Source organism: Kluyvera sichuanensis, assembly GCF_014218705.1.
In the GTDB taxonomy this organism is placed as follows: Bacteria; Pseudomonadota; Gammaproteobacteria; order Enterobacterales; family Enterobacteriaceae; genus Kluyvera; species Kluyvera sichuanensis.
Window position 1 is genome coordinate 121,305 of the sequence record NZ_JABBJF010000001.1, and the last position, 17,850, is coordinate 139,154.

The following is a 17,850-nucleotide window of genomic DNA, read 5'->3' on the forward strand; positions in this document are numbered from 1 at the left end:
TTATTTATTGAGCAAATGCCCCATCTTGGCCGCTTTGGTATCGAGATAGTGGGCATTTTTTGGGTTACGGCCCACGATCAGCGGCACACGTTCAACGATATTGATGCCCGCTTCGGTCAGGATCTCAACCTTTTTCGGGTTGTTGGTCAGCAGACGTACGGCGTCTACGCCCAGCAGTTTAAACATATCGGCACACAGGGTGAAATCACGCTCGTCGGCGGCGAAACCCAGCTGATGGTTTGCCTCAACGGTGTCATAGCCCTGATCCTGCAGCGCGTAGGCGCGGATTTTATTGAGCAGACCGATGTTACGGCCTTCCTGGCGATGGTACAGCAGGATCCCACGGCCTTCTTCCGCAATGTGCGACAGCGCGGCTTCAAGCTGGAAACCACAATCACAGCGCAGACTGAAAAGCGCATCGCCGGTCAGACACTCAGAGTGGACCCGCGACAGTACTGGGGTTTGCCCGGTAATATCACCAAAAACCAGCGCGACGTGGTCGTGCCCGGTTGCCAGTTCTTCAAAGCCCACCATCAGGAAATCGCCCCAAGGGGTTGGCAGTTTGGCTTCTGCCACTCGTTTAAGCTGCATGTGATTCTCCAGATTATCTCAGCGCGATCAGCGCCTTCTGTTTTCCTTATTTTGCCACAACGTGCTTTACTTCACCTAATTGTGCGCGGGTGACCGCTCGTAAAGCGCACAAATTTGACACTTTATCCTTAGGTTGGACGATGACATTGATGCAAGAGGGAAGAGAAATGCGCACCATCGCGGGACGAACGACCATTGCCGCCGCCCTATTGCTACTGATGCCGCTGGCGGTGTGGCTTTCCGGCTGGCAGTGGCTGCCAGCGCCGAGCGGATGGGGGCTACACGCGCTGTATGCGATAACGGAAACCGTGACCCAACCGTGGGGCATTATTACCCATTTGCTGCTGTGCGCGCTGGTTATCGTGATGTTGCGGCCTGGGCGGCGCAATGCGATTATCCTGGTTCTGGTACTCAGCGCGACCGTGCTGCTGGGCCAGGGGGCGAAATCGCTGGTAAAGGAGCAGGTGCAGGAACCACGGCCTTTTGTGGTCTGGCTGGAAAAAACGCAGCAAATTCCCGTCGCACAGTTCTACACTTTAAAGCGTAAAGAAAGGGCGGCGCTGGTGAAAGAACAGCTGGCGCAACAAAATGATATTCCCGGCTTTTTACGCCATCACTGGCAAAAAGAGACCGGATTCGCCTTTCCCTCCGGTCACACCATGTTTGCGGCGACCTGGGCGCTGCTGATGGTGGGGCTGCTGTGGCCGCGTCGTCAGGTGCTGACGGTGGCGCTGGCGATGGCCTGGGCGATAGGCGTGATGGGCAGCCGTCTGCTGTTGGGCATGCACTGGCCGCTGGATCTGATGGTGGCGACGGTGATGTCGTGGCTGCTGGCAACGGTAGCCTGTTGGCTGGTGCGCTATTGGTGTGGGCCGCTGGAAAAAACGGCATAAACGCGGGCGCGGCGAAGAGAATTCAGGGGAAAGGGTTGATTTCCATCGTGGCTAACCACAGATCTAAGCCTCTCAGTGCGCTTTTCCATTTCGTCGTCGCGGTGAAGATGTTATTTTATAAGGCTGGGTGCGGTGTCGACACTGCCAAAGCCACATAACGGGAAGTCATGTGAAATACCTACTCATTTTCTTATTGGTGTTAGCGATTTTTGTCATTTCGGTGACGCTGGGTGCACAAAACGATCAGCTGGTAACCTTCAACTACCTGCTTGCTCAGGGCGAATTCAGAATTTCTACGCTGCTGGCGGTGCTGTTTGCCGTGGGCTTCGCGATTGGCTGGCTGGTCTGCGGCCTGTTCTGGCTGCGCGTGCGCGTCTCGCTGCTGCGTGCCGAACGTAAAATCAAAAGACTCGAACATCAAATGACGCCCGACGCGACGGCACCGGTAACCCCGGCCGTTCCGGCGGCGAAGGAATAATTACATGCTGGAGTTGTTGTTTCTGCTTTTACCCGTAGCAGCAGCCTATGGCTGGTATATGGGCCGCAGAAGTGCACAACAGTCCAAACAGGACGAAGCGAACCGCTTGTCGCGTGACTACGTGGCAGGGGTGAACTTTCTTTTAAGCAACCAGCAGGATAAAGCGGTTGACCTGTTCCTCGATATGCTCAAAGAGGATACCGGCACCGTGGAAGCGCACCTGACGCTGGGCAACCTGTTCCGCTCACGCGGCGAGGTTGACCGCGCTATCCGCATCCACCAGACGCTGATGGAAAGCGCCTCTCTGACCTATGACCAGCGCCTGCTGGCGGTGCAGCAGCTGGGCCGTGACTATATGGCCGCTGGGCTGTATGACCGTGCCGAAGACATGTTTAATCAACTGGTAGACGAAACCGACTTCCGCATCAGCGCGCTGCAGCAGCTGCTGCAAATCTACCAGGCTACCAGCGACTGGCAAAAGGCTATCGATACCGCCGAGCGCCTGGTGAAGCTGGGTAAAGATAAACATCGCGGCGACATCGCTCACTTCTGGTGCGAGCTGGCGCTGCAGCAAATGGGCAATGACGATCTCGATAAAGCCATGTCGCTGCTCAAGCGCGGCGCGGCGGCCGACCCGTCAAGCGCGCGAGTGTCCATTATGATGGGGCGCGCGTGGATGGCGAAAGGCGACTACGCCAAAGCGATGGACAGCCTGCTGCGGGTGATTGACCAGGATAAAGAGCTGGTCAGCGAAACCCTGGAAATGCTGCAAACCTGCTATCACCAGCTCGGCAAAGACAAAGAGTGGGAGCATTTCCTCCAGCGCTGCGTGGAAGAGAACACCGGTGCCACGGCGGAGCTGATGCTGGCGCAGGTGATGGAACAGAGTAAAGGCGGAGAAGCGGCGCAAACCTACGTGACGCGCCAGCTGCAGCGTCACCCAACCATGCGCGTGTTCCACAAGCTGATGGACTACCACCTCAACGAGGCGGAAGAAGGGCGCGCCAAAGAGAGCCTGATGGTGCTGCGTGACATGGTCGGCGAACAGGTACGCAGCAAGCCGCGCTATCGCTGCCAGAAGTGCGGCTTTACCGCCTATACGCTTTACTGGCACTGTCCATCCTGCCGCTCCTGGTCGACCATTAAGCCGATTCGCGGGCTGGACGGCCAATAACTTCTGAAAAATAGCCCGCTTAGTTACAACATACTTTAATTTCCTTCTTCGTTCATGCCCTCGGCATTGTGCCTGTTCGGTCAGGCAGGTAGAATGCTGCCCGTTTACCTTTTCCGCACCCCGCGTGCCCATCAATAAGAAGGTCCAGTCATGTCCGTTGCTTCATCTTCTTCTCGTGTTGTCATCACCTCTCCCGTTGTTGTTGCCCTTGACTACAATAATCGCGACAACGCGCTCGCCTTTGTTGATCGCATTGACCCGCGTGACTGCCGCTTAAAAGTGGGCAAAGAGATGTTTACGCTGTTTGGCCCGCAGTTTGTGCGTGACCTGCAGCAGCGTGGCTTTGAGATTTTCCTGGACCTGAAATTCCACGATATTCCGAACACCACCGCCCATGCGGTTGCCGCGGCGGCGGATCTGGGCGTCTGGATGGTAAACGTACACGCATCCGGCGGGGCACGAATGATGACCGCGGCGCGTGAAGCGCTGACGGCGTTTGGCGCTGATGCGCCGCTGCTGATTGCGGTTACCGTGCTGACCAGCATGGAGTCTAGCGACCTGCAAGACCTGGGCATTGCACTGTCTCCGGCGGACTACGCCTTGAAGTTGGCAACGCTGACCAAAAACTGTGGTCTGGATGGCGTGGTGTGCTCGGCACAGGAAGCCGTTCGCTTTAAGCAGGAACTGGGCCAGGCGTTTAAGCTGGTGACCCCGGGCATTCGCCCAACCGGCAGCGAAGCCGGCGATCAGCGTCGTATTATGACGCCAGAGCAGGCGCTGACCGCAGGCGTAGACTATATGGTTATCGGTCGCCCGGTCACACAGTCTGCTGACCCGGCGCAAACTCTGCGCGACATTAATGCATCGCTGAATCTGGGGGCCTAATGAGCGACAACAACAGCCGTCTGGTCTACTCGACGGAAACCGGCCGTATCGATGAGCCTAAAGCCGCCGTGGTGCGTCCGAAAGGCGACGGCGTGGTGAGAATTCAGCGCCAGACCAGCGGGCGTAAAGGGAAGGGCGTTTGTCTTATCACCGGTATCGATCTCAACGACGATGAGCTGACCAAACTTGCCGCCGAGTTGAAAAAGAAATGCGGTTGCGGCGGTGCGTTGAAAGACGGCGTGATTGAAATTCAGGGCGACAAGCGCGATTTGCTTAAAACGCTGCTGGAAGCCAAAGGGATGAAGGTCAAGCTGGCTGGCGGTTAATTGCCGGATGGCGCTACCGATCCTGTAGCCCGGGCGAGCGCATGCGAGCCCGGGAATGTCACCTTTACTCACGGTGAAATAAAAAGGGCCCCGATTCTCATCGGAGCCCTGATATTCGAATTGCGGTTTATTTGCCGACCTGATGGCCGATAATACCACCTACCGCTGCGCCGCCCAGCGTACCCAGCGCGCTACCGTCCGTTAACACCGCACCACCGATTGCACCTGCACCGGCACCCAGCGCGGTATTACGGTCACGTTTGGACCAGTTAGAACATGCACTCAGCGACATTACCAGCGTTACCGCTAAAACAGCAGCCGTCATTTTTTTCATTGAAGTCATTTTTTTCTCCTGAATATTCTATTCACGGAAAAAGCCCTTTAACTATAGCAGTTGCCACCAGTACTCAGTGCATATTCCGTGAAGCTTGTTGCGCAGGTTGTAAATTTTGTTGCTAAAAGTCACGCAAGTGATAGTTACTTCCTGTTATATCGCTAACATTAATTTTACGAATTTGTGATGTAAGTTCCAGGGAAAAAGTCTTAATTCCGGCGTAGGAAAAGTCTCATAGCGAAACGGGGCAAATGGGGGGAGATAAAACGGGAGAAAACCCGACGCCAGAACAGGCATCGGGCGGGGTGACTAAGGGCGCTTGACGATATTCACGGTAAGCCCGGTTTGCTCCAGCTGCAGCTGTTTTTCCGTGGATAAATTGTCGTCGGTAATCAAACGATTGAAGTGGCTCATCGGCCCGAGCGGATACGGATGCGTAGCGCCAAACTTCGAGCTGTCGGTCAGAACGATGGCTTCGCTGCCTTTTTCCAGCACGGCGTTAACAATATCGGCGCGCATCATGTCGCGACCGGTAAAGCCGGTCTCCGGCTGCCACCCGTCAATACCGATAAACGCTTTGCTGAAATGCACCTGCTGAATGTACTGACGCGTCAGCGGGCCAACCATGCTCTCGCTCTTCTTCTGGTAGATCCCGCCGAGCAGGATAACTTCACCCGGGGTCTCTTTCAGCAGGTGCGCGATATAGCTGCTGACGGTGATGATGGTAATATCCGGCTGCTTTGCCAGTTCGCGCGCCAGCAGCGCATTGCTGCTACCGTTCTCAATAAACACCGTTTCGCCCGGACGCACCAGCGAGGCCGCAAAGGCCGCCAGTTCACGCTTGAGCGCAAAGTTGTTCATCATGCGTGTTTCCACGTCTTCGCTGTCCAGAGGAACGGCGAAACCGTGCGTACGTCTCAGATAGCTCTGCTTTTCCAGCAGATTCAGATCCTGACGAATAGTGACTTCCGAAACGCCGGTCATTTTCGCCAAATCGGCGACGCTCATTCGGCCTTTATCAATCACCAGTTGTAATATGGTTTGCTGTCGGGAATTCATAATCAATGCATCAATTTTTAGGGCGAGGGCGGAAATTGCGATTAGGCCGCCGCTCGCAGGGCGAATGGTGTCAGATTTCCCACGGGGATTTTGGCTGACCTGTGCGGCTGTCGCGTTCGTCTGCCGCGTAGGCCAGTAATTCCGCTTTGAGTATTTCAAGATTATTGATTGCGGAATGGGTGTCGCCGCCAACCAGAATATCAAGTACGGTATCAATACGTTGGGCTACCTGACGCGCATCGAGCTCGGACATAATGGGATCCTGTTGATAAATTCGATTGAAATCAATGATGCAAAATTTACCGACAAAAGAGAAGTGAAAAAATGGCTTACCTTATAACCCCGAATGCTCACTCAGCCAGCGTTCCAGCTCGGCGACGGGCATGGGGCGCGCAAAAAGGTAGCCCTGTCGTTCATCTACGCCGTGCAGCTTCAAAAACGCATCGTCAGCCGCGTCCTCGACGCCTTCCGCAATAATGCGCAAATTCAATGCTCGGGCCACGGCAATAATCGCCACTACCAGCGATTGGGAGACCGAATGGTCATGCACGCTCTGCACAAAAATATGGTCGAGCTTAATGGTATCGATAGGGAAGCGGGCCAGCTGCGACAGCGACGAATAGCCGGTGCCGAAATCATCTAAATGGATTTGCGCTCCCAATGCGCGAAACTGTTCCATCACCGCCAGCGCCTGTTCGGCGTTATCAATAAGGCAGCTTTCGGTCAGCTCAATGTCTATCGGGCACGTCTCGAATCCCTGAGCGGCCATCGCCTGTTTCAGATCGCTGAAGATAGCGTGATCGACCAGTTGCCTTGCAGAGACGTTAACCGCCACGCGCAGGTGAATGCCTCGGTCGCGCCACTGCGCCACCTGACGAATCGCGTCCAGCATTACCCAGCGCCCCAGCGGAACAATCAGCCCCGACTCCTCGGCGTAAGAGATAAAATCCATCGGCGGGATAAGCCCACGTTCGGGCGAGTTCCAGCGCACCAGCGCCTCCAGGCTATGAACCTCGCCGTTTAAGTCCACCTTAGGCTGATAATAGATAACCAACTGGTCGCACTGCAGGGCTTTGCGCAGGTTGGTATCCAGCCACAGATACTCAAATACCCGCAGATTCATCTCCGGTTTAAAGACGCTAAAACGCCCGCGCCCGTTCTCTTTGGCGGTGTACATCGCCGTGTCGGCGTTGCGAATCAGGCTCTCCCGGTCTTCGCCGTGCTGCGGGGCGATAGAGATGCCCAGCGAACAGCCGCTATAGACCTCAATCAGGCCGATGCGGAAAGGATCGCGCAGGCGGGTCAGCACCCTGGATGCCATCGCTTCCAGTTCGCTCTGTGAGGTGTGGGTGGCAAGGACGATAAACTCATCGCCGCCCAGACGTGCGAGGGTCTGGTTCTCTTCCAGGCAGCTTAAAATCGACAGAGCCACCGACTGTAGCAGTTGATCGCCAAAGACGTGCCCGTAGGCGTCGTTCACCTTCTTGAAGTTATCGAGATCGAAATAGACCAGACCAACTTGTTCGTCAGGCTGACGGCTTTCGATGGCACTGCCGATCAGCTCATTGATGGCATGACGGTTGGGCAAGCCGGTGATAGTGTCGGTGTTCGCCAGCACCCGCAACCGTTCTTGCGCTTTGCGCTCCTCGGTAATATCGGTGCCGGAACAGATAAGGTAGATCTCGTTCTTACCGCTACCGCTGTGGACGAAGCGGTTGCGAAACAGAAAAAGGCGTGGCCCTTTGCGGGTTTTGATCCAGCGTTCGACTTCATAGGGCCCGCCGTTGCTAAAAAAACGGCTCACGTTCTCCCGCGCGGCGGCGGCTTCCGGCGCAGACATAAAAAGCTCAAACGCGGTTTTGCCGATCACGTCCTGCTCTTTTACCCCGGTGTACTCTTCGCATAGCCGGTTGAAGCGCTGAATTTTGCCTTCCCGGTCGAGAATAACAATCACCGAATTCGCTTCTGACACCACCTGTTCGGCAAACAGTAGCCCCTGCAGCAGGTCGCGGGCGACGGAGGAGGTATCAAACCAGGAAGACGCCGTGCCGGCCCATTCCGTACAGCTCACCTTGCGACCAATAAGATGAATGGGCACATCATGGCCGTTGACCTGAATATTGACCGCCAGGCTTGAGGTGGTGACGCTCATGGTATGAATGCGCTGGACATTTTCTTCGCTGAGAGGGATGGCGAGGTCGGACCCAGCGCCGGAATCGGGGTCAATGCTTAGGTAGAGGATAGGTTCGGCACGTGACAAACGCCAGTAGAGACTGGTTTCACTGGGGGTTGGGTCGAGCAGATTTTGTGCCAGAGACTTCACCATGCGTGCTCCTCGTACACCTGCATTCGAATGCGTCCGGATCCAATACCATGGTATTCAGTGTGAACGTTTTTTGAAATTTCGCGTAGAAAAAAGAGGGTAGAGGTATAGGGGCGGGCAAAAAAAACGGCCCCCGAAGGAGCCGCTTTAGACAGCAGAGAACGCTTACGCCGCAGGGCGAGCAATCACGCTGCGAGTCTCCATGCGCACTTCCGCAATGGTGACATCAATGACGTCAGTGACCTTATAAACCACTTCACCTTTGATCTGCACGGTACCGCTCTCCTGGCTGCAAACCATCTCATCACGCACGGCGTGCAGGAATGGCGCAGGGATAAAGGCAACCGCGCCGTTATCCACCAGACGTACGCGCATGCCGCCGCGGCTAACGTCGATGATCTCCGCTGCGAAACGGGTATCTTTACCCGCCTGCGGATTCAGATAACGGGCGTACAGCCAGTCAGCCACATCGCGTTCCGCCATGCGGTTCAGGCGACGACGCTCGGCCATCTGCACGGTGACATCTTCTTTCGGACGGGAAGGGTTTTCGCCTTTGATGATCGCTTTCAGCAGACGATGGTTCACCATGTCACCGTACTTACGAATTGGCGAAGTCCAGGTCGCATACGCTTCGAGGCCTAAACCAAAGTGTGGGCCCGGCTCGATGCTGATTTCCGCAAATGACTGGAAGCGGCGAATGCGGCTGTCGAGGAAGCCAGAAGGCTGAGCGTCAAGCTCGCGGCGCAGCTTGCAGAAACCGTCCAGGGTCAGCACTTCAACCGGGTCGACGTGAACGTCGTGGGTTTTCAGCAGCGCAGCCAGCGCTTCGGTGTTGTCTGGCGCAAAGCCGGTGTGGACGTTGTAGATACCAAAGCCCAGCTTGTCGCGCAGCACGCGAGCCGCGCAGATGTTGGCCGCAATCATCGACTCTTCAACGATGCGGTTAGCAATGCGGCGCGGTTCGGCGACGATATCCAGCACTTCGCCTTTCTCACCCAGCACGAAGCGGTAGTCAGGGCGGTCTTTGAAGACCAGCGCATGGGTTTTACGCCATTCGCTACGAATCTGGCAAACGCGCTGCAGCAGGGTAATCTGACGCGCGATGGCATCGGTCTGCGGCTTCCAGTCGCCGCTGTTTTCCAGCCAGTTGGAAACGTCGTCATACACCAGTTTGGCTTTTGATTCGATGTTAGCGGCGAAGAACTCAATGTTGTCTTCGATGGTGCCGTCGGCCGCCAGCGTCATGCGGCAGGCCAGTACCGGGCGAACCACTTCCGCACGCAGCGAGCAGAGGTCGTCGGACAGCTCACGCGGCAGCATCGGGATGTTGAAGCCCGGCAGATAGTTGGTGAAGGCGCGAATTTTCGCGGCGTCGTCCAGCTTGCTGCCTTCCACAATCCAGGCGGTCGGGTCGGCGATAGCCACGGTCAGCAGCAGTTTGCCGTCGGTGGCTTCTTCCACAAACAGCGCATCGTCCATATCTTCGGTGCTGGCGCTGTCGATGGTGACGAAGTCGAGGGCGGTCAGATCGCGACGCTCCAGACCTTCATCCTGCATTTCGGTCGCCACGCCGTTTGGCGCTTCTTTTTCCAGGTTATGACGGGCGAGGGTTACCCACCACGGCACAAAGTGGTCGTCACCAAAGGTGATGAATTTGGTCAGCTCAGCGTAGAAGCTACGATCGCCTTTCAGCGGATGACGGCGCATTTCAGCAACGGCCCAGTCACCCTCTTTGAAATCATGTGTGACACCGCGTTCAGCGCGGCAGGGAATGGCATCTTTTAACAGCGGATGGTCAGGAACGATAGACAGTCTGTCATCCTTGCGGTGAATCTTTCCGACAAAACGGGTCAGGAAAGGCTCAACCAATTCTTCCGGCTCGGCGCTCTCTTTCTCTTTTTCAGAGTGGATGACAGCGATAATACGGTCGCCGTGCATCACTTTTTTCATCTGCGGCGGCGGAATAAAATAGCTTTTCTGCGCGTCGACTTCGAGGAAACCGAAGCCTTTTTCCGTGGCTTTTACGACCCCTTCAGCACGAGGCGTCTGGGAGTGAAGTTGCTGTTTTAGCTGCGCGAGCAGCGGGTTGTCCTGAAGCATATTGATCTATTTTCGTGGCCAAAAGAGCGGCTGACATTGTTACGCGAATCTATAGGTTGCAGCAAGCGCTCTTTCACCCTTTTACGTAACTTGTTGCGCGTTGCCAAGGGCGATGCGCAGGCGGTTTAGCCAGCCGCTCAATGCGCTCCAGGCAAGCAGCGTGATGGCATCCGGTACCGAAAGACCTTGCTCGATGACTGGTGTTAGCTGAGCGGCGCTAAACCGGTCCGGCGCGCGGGTTAAAAGCTGTGTTGCCTGCGCCATTGCCCGCTCACGCGGATAGTGGTGGCTCCAGGCCTGGATAGCGCGCTCGCCGTTGCGTACCGCCTCCGGCAGACCGCTGGCGCCTTGCCACTGACCGCTGTAGTAATGAAAACAGCTCGTGCTACCGTTGATGCGGGCCGGGATAAGCGAGGCCAGCGGCTGAAGGGGATGGGCGAAGGCGAGGGCGTCGATAAGCTCACCCAGTCCCTCCAGCAGCGTCTCCTCGGCGACCAGTGCGTTTGCCAGATCCGTAAGTTCGGGTAGCTGCTGCCAGCGTGCCAGCGCGTCACCCTGCGGGGTATTGGCCTGGTGCGGTGCGGTACTGACAAAGTCGGTATGCCACGGCGCGCTTTCACTCTGGAAGCGTTCTGCGTCAGCATCCTCCTGCACCGGCATACCGGGTATCCAGCGCACCGGGAAACCGAGATGCGCCTGGAAAATGGCGATAACGCGCGCCTGAAAGCCGACGAAGCCGACCACCTGGTTAATCAGAATAATATCGTGTGCGGTAAGCCCTACGCCGTCCAGTTGTTGACGTTCGCGCGGTGTGATCACCGACGGTGAGCTGGCAAGCTGGCGGGCGTACTGGGTGATTTGCGCCAGCCGATGGTTGCTTTCGCGCGATGAATCCGGCCCCGGCAGAGGCGCCAGACGCGCGGCGTAGTGGTTACATAGGCGCTGAACCCCGGAAACCTGCGCGACGGTGAGTGCAGTACTCAAACGGTCGTAGGCGCTGAAGGTGCGCAGGCGGTTGACGGTGACCACATCCGGGAACAGCGTTTGGGCAAACGTACGGGCAACGCGCAGCCAGCGCTGATTGGCGCTGTAGAGGGCATCAGGTAACGTGAGGTCCAGTAAAAAACGGTCGTCAACGTGTGCGGCTTCGGGAACCAGCGGCATCACGTCGCTGTGTTGGGCTCTCGACTGGGTTTCGTGATACCAGTGGCTTTTGCCGTAAACGCGGCGTGGCTCCATGGGTATTCCTTGATCTATAGGTGGCGAGCCGGCGGGTATTGAGAGGGGTTGCCGGATCGTTATAGGTAAATATCCTGGCGCATGCGTGGCGAGGGAGAAAATATTGTTCGGCGATAATTAATAACTGACTGGAATAACAGAAGGGTAAGAAGCGGTGAATCGTAGCCCGCCGAACGCCGTGACGCCGGAGAAATTCCCGGCGTCGGCGTAAACGCCTTGTCCGGGCTACTGAGTGAGGTGCGTTGTAGCCCGGCCGAACGTAGTGACGCCGGGAAATCCTAAGGCCTACAGTTCGAGTTCGTTCATCGCAGCGATGCTGAAACCGCCGTCAACGTGCACCACTTCCCCGGTTATCCCAGCGGAAAGATTAGAGCACAGGAACGCCGCTGAATTACCGACATCTTCAATGGTGACGGTGCGGCGAATCGGGGTTACCGCTTCGCAGTGTGCCAGCATTTTTCGGAAATCCTTGATGCCGGAGGCGGCAAGTGTGCGAATCGGGCCAGCCGAAATCGCATTGACGCGAACGCCCTCCGGCCCCATCGCGTTTGCCATATAGCGCACGTTGGCTTCCAGAGATGCTTTCGCCAGCCCCATCACGTTGTAGTTCGGAATTGCACGCTCAGCGCCCAGATAGGAGAGGGTTAGCAGAGCAGAGCCAGGGTTCAGCATGCTGCGGCAGGCTTTCGCCATCGCCACAAAGCTGTAGGCGCTGATGTCGTGGGCGATTTTGAAGCCTTCACGGGTTACCGCGTTGACGTAGTCGCCGTCCAGCTGATCCGCTGGCGCAAAGCCGATGGAGTGGACGAAACCGTCAAACGTCGGCCAGACCTTAGCCAGCTCGGTGAACAGAGATTCGATGCTCGCATCTTCCGCCACATCGCACGGCAGGACGATGCTGGAGTTCAGAGAAGCGGCGAACTCTTCTACGCGGCCTTTCAGTTTGTCGTTCTGATAGGTGAACGCCAGCTCGGCTCCTTCACGCTGCATCGCCTGGGCGATACCGTAGGCGATGGAGAGCTTACTGGCGACGCCTGTAATCAGAATACGTTTACCGGAAAGAAAACCCATGGTGTTTGATCCTTCTCTTCAGTGTTAGCGGTCTTTACGCCAGGCGTCGGCGGTCAGCGCCTCGCCAAAGTGGCCCGCAATCAGGCGCTTGGTTAAATCGTGCAGCGGGGAGGCCAGCACGTCGGCGGTGCTGCCGCGTTCTACCACTTCCCCCTGGTGCATCACCAGCACCTGATCGCTAATGTGCTTCATCATGCCCAAATGCTGGGTCACGTAGATATAGGAGATACCCTGTTTTTCCTGCAGCTCCAGCATCAGGTTCACCAGCTGCGAGCGCATCGACATATCGAGTGAAGCCAGCGCTTCATCGCAGATAATCACTTTTGGACGCAGGATCAGCGCGCGGGCCAGGCCCAGACGCTGTTTCTGCCCCGGCGCCAGCATATGCGGGTAGTAGCTGACGTGGTCCGGCAGCAGGCCGACCAGGCGCAGGGTGTCGATAATCTGCTTCTGGCGCGCTTCCGGTTCGAGATCGGTGTTGAGACGAAGCGGGAAATCGAGGATCTGGGAAATACGCTGACGCGGGTTCAGCGAGGTGCTCGGATCCTGGAAGATCATGCGGATACGCTGGCTGCGGAACGAGTAGTCGCCGAACTCCAGCGGATGGTCGTCAATCAGCAGCTCGCCGGTGGTCGGTTCCACCATCCCCGCCAGCATTTTTGCCAGCGTTGATTTGCCCGAGCCGTTCTCGCCGATAATCGCCAGCGTCTGCTTTTCACGCAGGGTAAAGCTCAGCGGTTTGACCGCCTGCAGCGTCTGACGATGGAACCATCCGGTGCGGTAGCGAAAGGTCTTACTCAGATTACGCACTTCAAGCAAGGTTTCGACCATTTCACTCTTTCTCCATGTTCAGCGGGAAATGACAGGCGAACAGGTGGTTCTTCGCACCCGTCAGGCGCGGGGTTTCAATACATTTGCGCTGGGCGTAAGGGCAGCGCGGCCCCAGACGGCAGCCCATCGGCAGCTGCTCCAGCAGCGGGATCGCACCAGAGAGCGTGTTCAGGCGGCTTTTATGCGGCATGGAACGGCCAAAGTCAGGAATCGCGCGGATCAGCGCCTGGGTATACGGGTGATGCGGAATGGTCACCAGCTCTTCGCTTGGCGCACTCTCCACCGTCTGCCCGCAGTACATGACGTTAATCTTATCCGCCCAGTGGGTCAGCATCTGCAAATCGTGGGAGATCAGCAAAATGGTGGTGTTGTTGTTCTGGTTAAGACCGGTGAGCAGGCGGAAGATCTGCGCCTGAGTGGTCGGCTCCATGGCATTGGTCGGCTCATCGGCAATCAGCAAACGCGGCTGATTGGCCAGCGCGATAGCGATCATCACCTTCTGACACTCCCCTTCGGTCAGCTCGTAGGGGAAGCTGCGCATTGCGTCTTTGTGGTCTTTAATCCCCACGCGGTGCAGCAGTTCGATAGCGCGGCGTTTACGCCAGCCCAGGCGCTGCCACCAGTGGCCTTTAAAGGTCCAGCCTGGAATGTTCTGCATCAGCTGTTCACCGATACGTTCAGATGGATCGAGACAGGACTGCGGCTCCTGGAAAATCATCGACACGTTGTGGCCGACTAGCTTGCGGCGTTCACGGTTGGACAGGCGCAGCAGGTCGATATCATCAAAACGCATACGGTCAGCCGTCACGCGCCAGTTATCTTTAGTGACGCCGCAAATCGCTTTGGCGATCAGGCTCTTGCCCGAACCGGACTCGCCGACCAGCCCGCGAATTTCACCTTCGGCCAGCGTCATGCTGACGCGGTCCACGGCCTTCACCCAGCCTTCGTTGGTCTTAAATTCTATGGTTAGGTTGCGAATATCAAGTAACGGCATTATTCCACCCCCGCGTTGATGGCACGGCGAATGCCATCGCCCAGCAGGTTAACCAGCAGGACGCTGACCATAATGGCCGCACCCGGCAGCATCACCGTCCACGGTGCAACGTAGATAAGCTCCAGCGCATCGCCCAGCATCGCGCCCCATTCCGGAGAAGGAAGTTGTGCACCCAGATCAAGGAAGCCCAGCGCGGCGATATCCAGAATCGCCATCGACAGCGCGCGGGTGATTTCGGTCACGAGCCCTGCGGCAATGTTCGGTAAAATCGCAAACCACAGAATGTTGAGCGTCGAAGCGCCGTCGAGGCGGGCGGCGATAACGTAGTCACGCTCCAGCTCGTCGTGCACCATGCTGTAAATCGAGCGCACCATGCGCGGCAGCAGCGCCAGCCAGACGGCGAACATGGCATGCGACAGGTGCGGGCCAGCAAAGGCGACCACGATAATCGCCAGCAGCAGCGAAGGGATGGAGAGCAGGGTGTCGAGAATATGGTTCAGCACCGCCGAGCGCAGGCCACGCGTTGAGCCGGCAAAGGCGCCGAGCCCCAGGCCGAAGACGGTTGCCCCCAGCGTAACCACAAACGCACCGCCAACGGTGGGCGCCGCGCCGCTCAACAGGCGGCTTAACACATCGCGGCCCAGGTCATCGGTGCCAAGGAAGAATGACACTTCACCGTAGCGTGACCATGACGGCGGCAGCAGTTGATAACCGAGGAACTGCTGGTCGATGCCGTACGGGGCAAACCAGCCGCCGAATACGCACACCAACACCAGCCCGATGCAGCCGTAAAAACCAATCATTGCCGTGGTATCGCCGTAAAACTTACGCCACACGGTGCGCAGGGCACCCGGCGTACGCTTCTCGAGATAGACGCTATCGTAAGGCATACCATTCCTTATGTTTCAGTGGGTTAGCCATGGCACCCAAAATATCGGAGATCACGTTCACAATGATCACCAGCGCGCCAATCACCATCACACCGGCGGAGATCGCCGCATAGTCCTGCTGGCGAATGGCGTTAATCAGCCAGCGCCCCAGGCCCGGCCAGCTAAAGACCATTTCGGTGATCATCGCCAGCGTCAGCATGGTAGAAAACTGCAGCCCCAGACGCGGGATCACCGGCGGCAGGGCGTTATGCAGCACGTGGCGGCGCAGAATGGTCAGGCGAGAGACCCCGCGCGTCGCGGCGGCTTTCACGTAGTTGGTGTCATATACCGCGATGGTGCTGATACGCATCAGGCGCACTACCTCAGTGGTTGGTGCAACCGCCAGCGTCAGCACCGGCAGCACCATATGGCGCAGGGCGCTGATGATCATTTCATGTCGCCACGGTGAGTCGGAAAGCCAGGCGTCAATCAGCGCGAAGCCGGTGACGTTTTTCACTTCATACAGCAGGTCAAAGCGCCCGGAAACCGGCAGCCAGCCCAGCGTCAGCGAGAAGAACAGGGTAAGCAGCAGCGCCAGCCAGAACACCGGAATAGAAAAGCCGAGCAGCGCGAAAAAGCTGATGACCTTATCCTGCCACTTGTTGCGGGTGATTCCGGCCAGCATGCCGACGGGAATGCCGACCAGCAGGGCGAAGCCAAACGCCAGGATGCAAAGCTCCATGGTTGCCGGGAATACTTCCCGCAGCTGTTCGGATATCGGCTGGCCGTTGATGCTGGAGACGCCGAAATCCCAGTGCATCACGCTTTCAAACCAGAACACCCACGCGTTCCAGAGTGACGCGCCCTGTAGCGGCGCATGGGGCGTGAAATAGCTCAGGCTGAAGCCGACGAAGGTCAGGAAAAAGAGCGTAACCAGCAGCAGCAACAGACGACGAAGGGTGAAAATAATCATGGTTTCTGCACCTTCTCTTCTTTTTCCCGCGACACGCCCGCAAACGAGGCGTTACCAAACGGACTCAGCACCAGCCCTTTCATATCGTAGCGATAGGCCTGCAGACGCAGCGACGAAGCCAGCGGCAGCACCGGCAGTTCGCGAGCGAGGATCTGCTGGGCCTCATCGTAGGCATCAATGCGCGATGCCAGCTGCTGGGAGTCCAGCGCTTTGCGCAGCACGCTGTCGAATTCGCGGTTACACCAGTGCGTCAGGTTGGTCTGCGAGGTGATGGCCGCACAGCTCAGCAGCGGACGGAAGAAGCTGTCCGGGTCGTTACTGTCGGTCGCCCAGCCGGAGAGCGTCAGGTCATGGTTCATGTCCATCAACCGAGCTTCCTGGAAACGGCCCTCCACCGGCACGATCACCACTTTCACGCCAATCTGCGCCATATCGGCCTGAATCAGCTCGGCGGTTTTAAGCGGGCTAGGGTTCCAGGCCTGCGAACTGGTCGGCACCCACAGGTGCAGCGTCAGTTTCTGCAAACCTAACGCTTCAAGACGACGACGCGCTTCCTTCGGGTTGTATTCGGTAATTTTAGCTTCGTTATCGTAAGCCCAGGAGGCGCGCGGCAAAATTGAAGCCGCGGTTTCCGCCGTACCGTAGTAGATCGACTGCATCAGGCGCTGGTTGTTGATAGCCAGCGACAGGGCGTGTCGCACTTCAGGGTTATTCAGCGGTGGCTTGTCGGTGTTAAACGCCAGATAGGCGATGTTCATCCCCGGACGCAGCGTCAGGCGCAGACGCGGGTCGTCGCGCAGAATGGTCAACTGGCTGGCAGCAGGCCAGGCCAGCACGTCGCATTCGCCGGTCAGCAATTTGGACAATCGCCCGGTACCGCCGGAGCCTAAATCGACCACCACCTGCGGCATCAGCGGGGTGCCACGCCAGAATGTCGGGTGGCGCTGTAAACGGATGTACTGTCCAGCCCGATACTCATCAAGCTGGAACGGCCCGGTGCCGACCGGTTGGCGGTCGAGCAGCTCCTGGTGATCCTGTTTGGTCAGCTTGTCGGCGTACTCGGCGGACATCACCGAGGCGTAGTGGGTGGCCAGATGCCAGAGGAACGAGGCGTCCGGGCGGGTCAGACGAAACTCCACGGTGTGGTTATCCAGCTTGCGCACGCTCTGCACGCTATCGGCAAACTGCAGGCTGTCAAAGTAAGGGAAGGCGCCACCGTTGACGTTATGCCACGGATGATTGCGATCGAAAATACGTTCAAAGGTAAAGACCACATCGTCGGCGTTCAGCGCGCGCGTGGGCGTAAACCAGCGGGTGGTCTGGAACTGCACGTTGTTACGCAGGTGGAAGCGGTAGGTCGCGCCGTTATCCAGTACTTCCCAGCTTTCGGCAAGTTCCGGCACCAGACGATAGGTGTAAGGGTCAACGTCCAGTAGACGGTCGTACAGCTGAGCCGCCAGCGTGTCGACAATTAGCCCGCTGCCCGCCTTTTGCGGGTTGAAGGTGTTGACCTGCCCGCTGACGCAGTAGACAAATCCGCTGTCGCGAATATCGCCGCGAGGGGGGGCTAGCGGTTGCGGTGCGGCAATCGCCTGGCCGCAAAAGAGCCCCAATGCGGCGAGGAAGGATGGCAAATTCAGGCGCATAGTTTCGTTATATTTTCGATTGATCTGCAAAGTGTATCGCACTTACGGCTACCAGGTACAAATC

The 17,850-nt window shown here is 57.4% G+C and carries 18 protein-coding genes; 5 read left to right on the plus strand and 13 right to left on the minus strand.

The window, feature by feature from the left end; translation table 11 throughout:
• On the minus strand, nt 1-591 hold the full coding sequence (ribA, locus tag HII27_RS00580) for a GTP cyclohydrolase II (RefSeq protein WP_185666043.1): 591 nt from the start codon (nt 589-591) through the stop codon (nt 1-3).
• Between the two features lie 167 nt (nt 592-758).
• On the opposite strand from ribA, the gene pgpB reads away from it, so the two are divergent.
• The 5 genes from pgpB to yciH all read left to right on the plus strand — a co-directional run bounded on the left by pgpB (nt 759) and on the right by yciH (nt 4,347).
• Nucleotides 759-1,484, plus strand: coding sequence for a phosphatidylglycerophosphatase B (gene pgpB, locus HII27_RS00585; RefSeq protein WP_185666356.1), 726 nt, complete (start codon nt 759-761; stop codon nt 1,482-1,484).
• Nucleotides 1,485-1,653: 169 nt separating this feature from the next.
• On the plus strand, nt 1,654-1,962 hold the full coding sequence (locus HII27_RS00590; protein ID WP_185666044.1) for a LapA family protein: 309 nt from the start codon (nt 1,654-1,656) through the stop codon (nt 1,960-1,962).
• Between the two features lie 4 nt (nt 1,963-1,966).
• Nucleotides 1,967-3,136: a lipopolysaccharide assembly protein LapB gene (gene lapB, locus HII27_RS00595; RefSeq protein WP_185666045.1), complete on the plus strand. Its 1,170-nt coding sequence runs from the start codon at nt 1,967-1,969 to the stop codon at nt 3,134-3,136.
• A gap of 150 nt (nt 3,137-3,286) precedes the next feature.
• The gene (gene pyrF, locus HII27_RS00600) at nt 3,287-4,021 is read left to right on the plus strand and encodes an orotidine-5'-phosphate decarboxylase (RefSeq protein WP_185666046.1); all 735 of its coding nucleotides are present in this window, start codon (nt 3,287-3,289) and stop codon (nt 4,019-4,021) included.
• Complete coding sequence (gene yciH / locus HII27_RS00605; protein WP_185666047.1) at nt 4,021-4,347, plus strand: stress response translation initiation inhibitor YciH; 327 nt, start codon at nt 4,021-4,023, stop codon at nt 4,345-4,347. Before pyrF ends, yciH begins: the two co-directional genes overlap by 1 nt.
• Before the next feature lie 127 nt (nt 4,348-4,474).
• Here the strand turns inward: yciH and osmB are convergent, their stop codons facing one another.
• The 12 genes from osmB to sapA form a co-directional block, all read right to left on the minus strand.
• Nucleotides 4,475-4,690: an osmotically-inducible lipoprotein OsmB gene (osmB, locus tag HII27_RS00610; RefSeq protein WP_035896313.1), complete on the minus strand. Its 216-nt coding sequence runs from the start codon at nt 4,688-4,690 to the stop codon at nt 4,475-4,477.
• Between the two features lie 300 nt (nt 4,691-4,990).
• Complete coding sequence (gene yciT, locus HII27_RS00615; protein WP_185666048.1) at nt 4,991-5,740, minus strand: DNA-binding transcriptional regulator YciT; 750 nt, start codon at nt 5,738-5,740, stop codon at nt 4,991-4,993.
• Between the two features lie 70 nt (nt 5,741-5,810).
• Nucleotides 5,811-5,993: a YciZ family protein gene (locus HII27_RS00620; protein ID WP_035896315.1), complete on the minus strand. Its 183-nt coding sequence runs from the start codon at nt 5,991-5,993 to the stop codon at nt 5,811-5,813.
• An 81-nt stretch (nt 5,994-6,074) separates the two neighbouring features.
• Nucleotides 6,075-8,066, minus strand: a complete 1,992-nt coding sequence (gene pdeR, locus HII27_RS00625; RefSeq protein ID WP_185666049.1) for a cyclic di-GMP phosphodiesterase — start codon at nt 8,064-8,066, stop codon at nt 6,075-6,077.
• A gap of 162 nt (nt 8,067-8,228) precedes the next feature.
• Entirely contained in the window at nt 8,229-10,163 is a 1,935-nt protein-coding gene (locus HII27_RS00630; RefSeq protein WP_185666050.1) for an exoribonuclease II, read from the minus strand.
• 81 nt (nt 10,164-10,244) lie between these two features.
• A complete protein-coding gene (locus HII27_RS00635; protein WP_185666051.1) occupies nt 10,245-11,402 on the minus strand; it encodes a CMD domain-containing protein in 1,158 nt (385 codons plus the stop codon).
• A 285-nt stretch (nt 11,403-11,687) separates the two neighbouring features.
• Entirely contained in the window at nt 11,688-12,473 is a 786-nt protein-coding gene (fabI, locus tag HII27_RS00640; RefSeq protein WP_185666052.1) for an enoyl-ACP reductase FabI, read from the minus strand.
• 24 nt (nt 12,474-12,497) lie between these two features.
• Complete coding sequence (sapF, locus tag HII27_RS00645) at nt 12,498-13,304, minus strand: putrescine export ABC transporter ATP-binding protein SapF (RefSeq protein ID WP_106928998.1); 807 nt, start codon at nt 13,302-13,304, stop codon at nt 12,498-12,500.
• 1 nt (nt 13,305) lies between these two features.
• Complete coding sequence (gene sapD / locus HII27_RS00650) at nt 13,306-14,298, minus strand: putrescine export ABC transporter ATP-binding protein SapD (RefSeq protein WP_185666053.1); 993 nt, start codon at nt 14,296-14,298, stop codon at nt 13,306-13,308.
• Nucleotides 14,298-15,188 carry a putrescine export ABC transporter permease SapC gene (sapC, locus tag HII27_RS00655; protein WP_185666054.1) on the minus strand — a complete coding sequence of 297 codons (891 nt, stop codon included), beginning with the start codon at nt 15,186-15,188 and terminating at the stop codon, nt 14,298-14,300. Before sapC ends, sapD begins: the two co-directional genes overlap by 1 nt.
• Nucleotides 15,175-16,140: a putrescine export ABC transporter permease SapB gene (gene sapB, locus HII27_RS00660; protein WP_185666055.1), complete on the minus strand. Its 966-nt coding sequence runs from the start codon at nt 16,138-16,140 to the stop codon at nt 15,175-15,177. Before sapB ends, sapC begins: the two co-directional genes overlap by 14 nt.
• Nucleotides 16,137-17,786 (minus strand): ABC transporter substrate-binding protein SapA, encoded by a 1,650-nt coding sequence (gene sapA, locus HII27_RS00665; RefSeq protein ID WP_185666056.1) that lies wholly within the window; start codon nt 17,784-17,786, stop codon nt 16,137-16,139. Before sapA ends, sapB begins: the two co-directional genes overlap by 4 nt.
• Nucleotides 17,787-17,850: the final 64 nt, after the last annotated feature.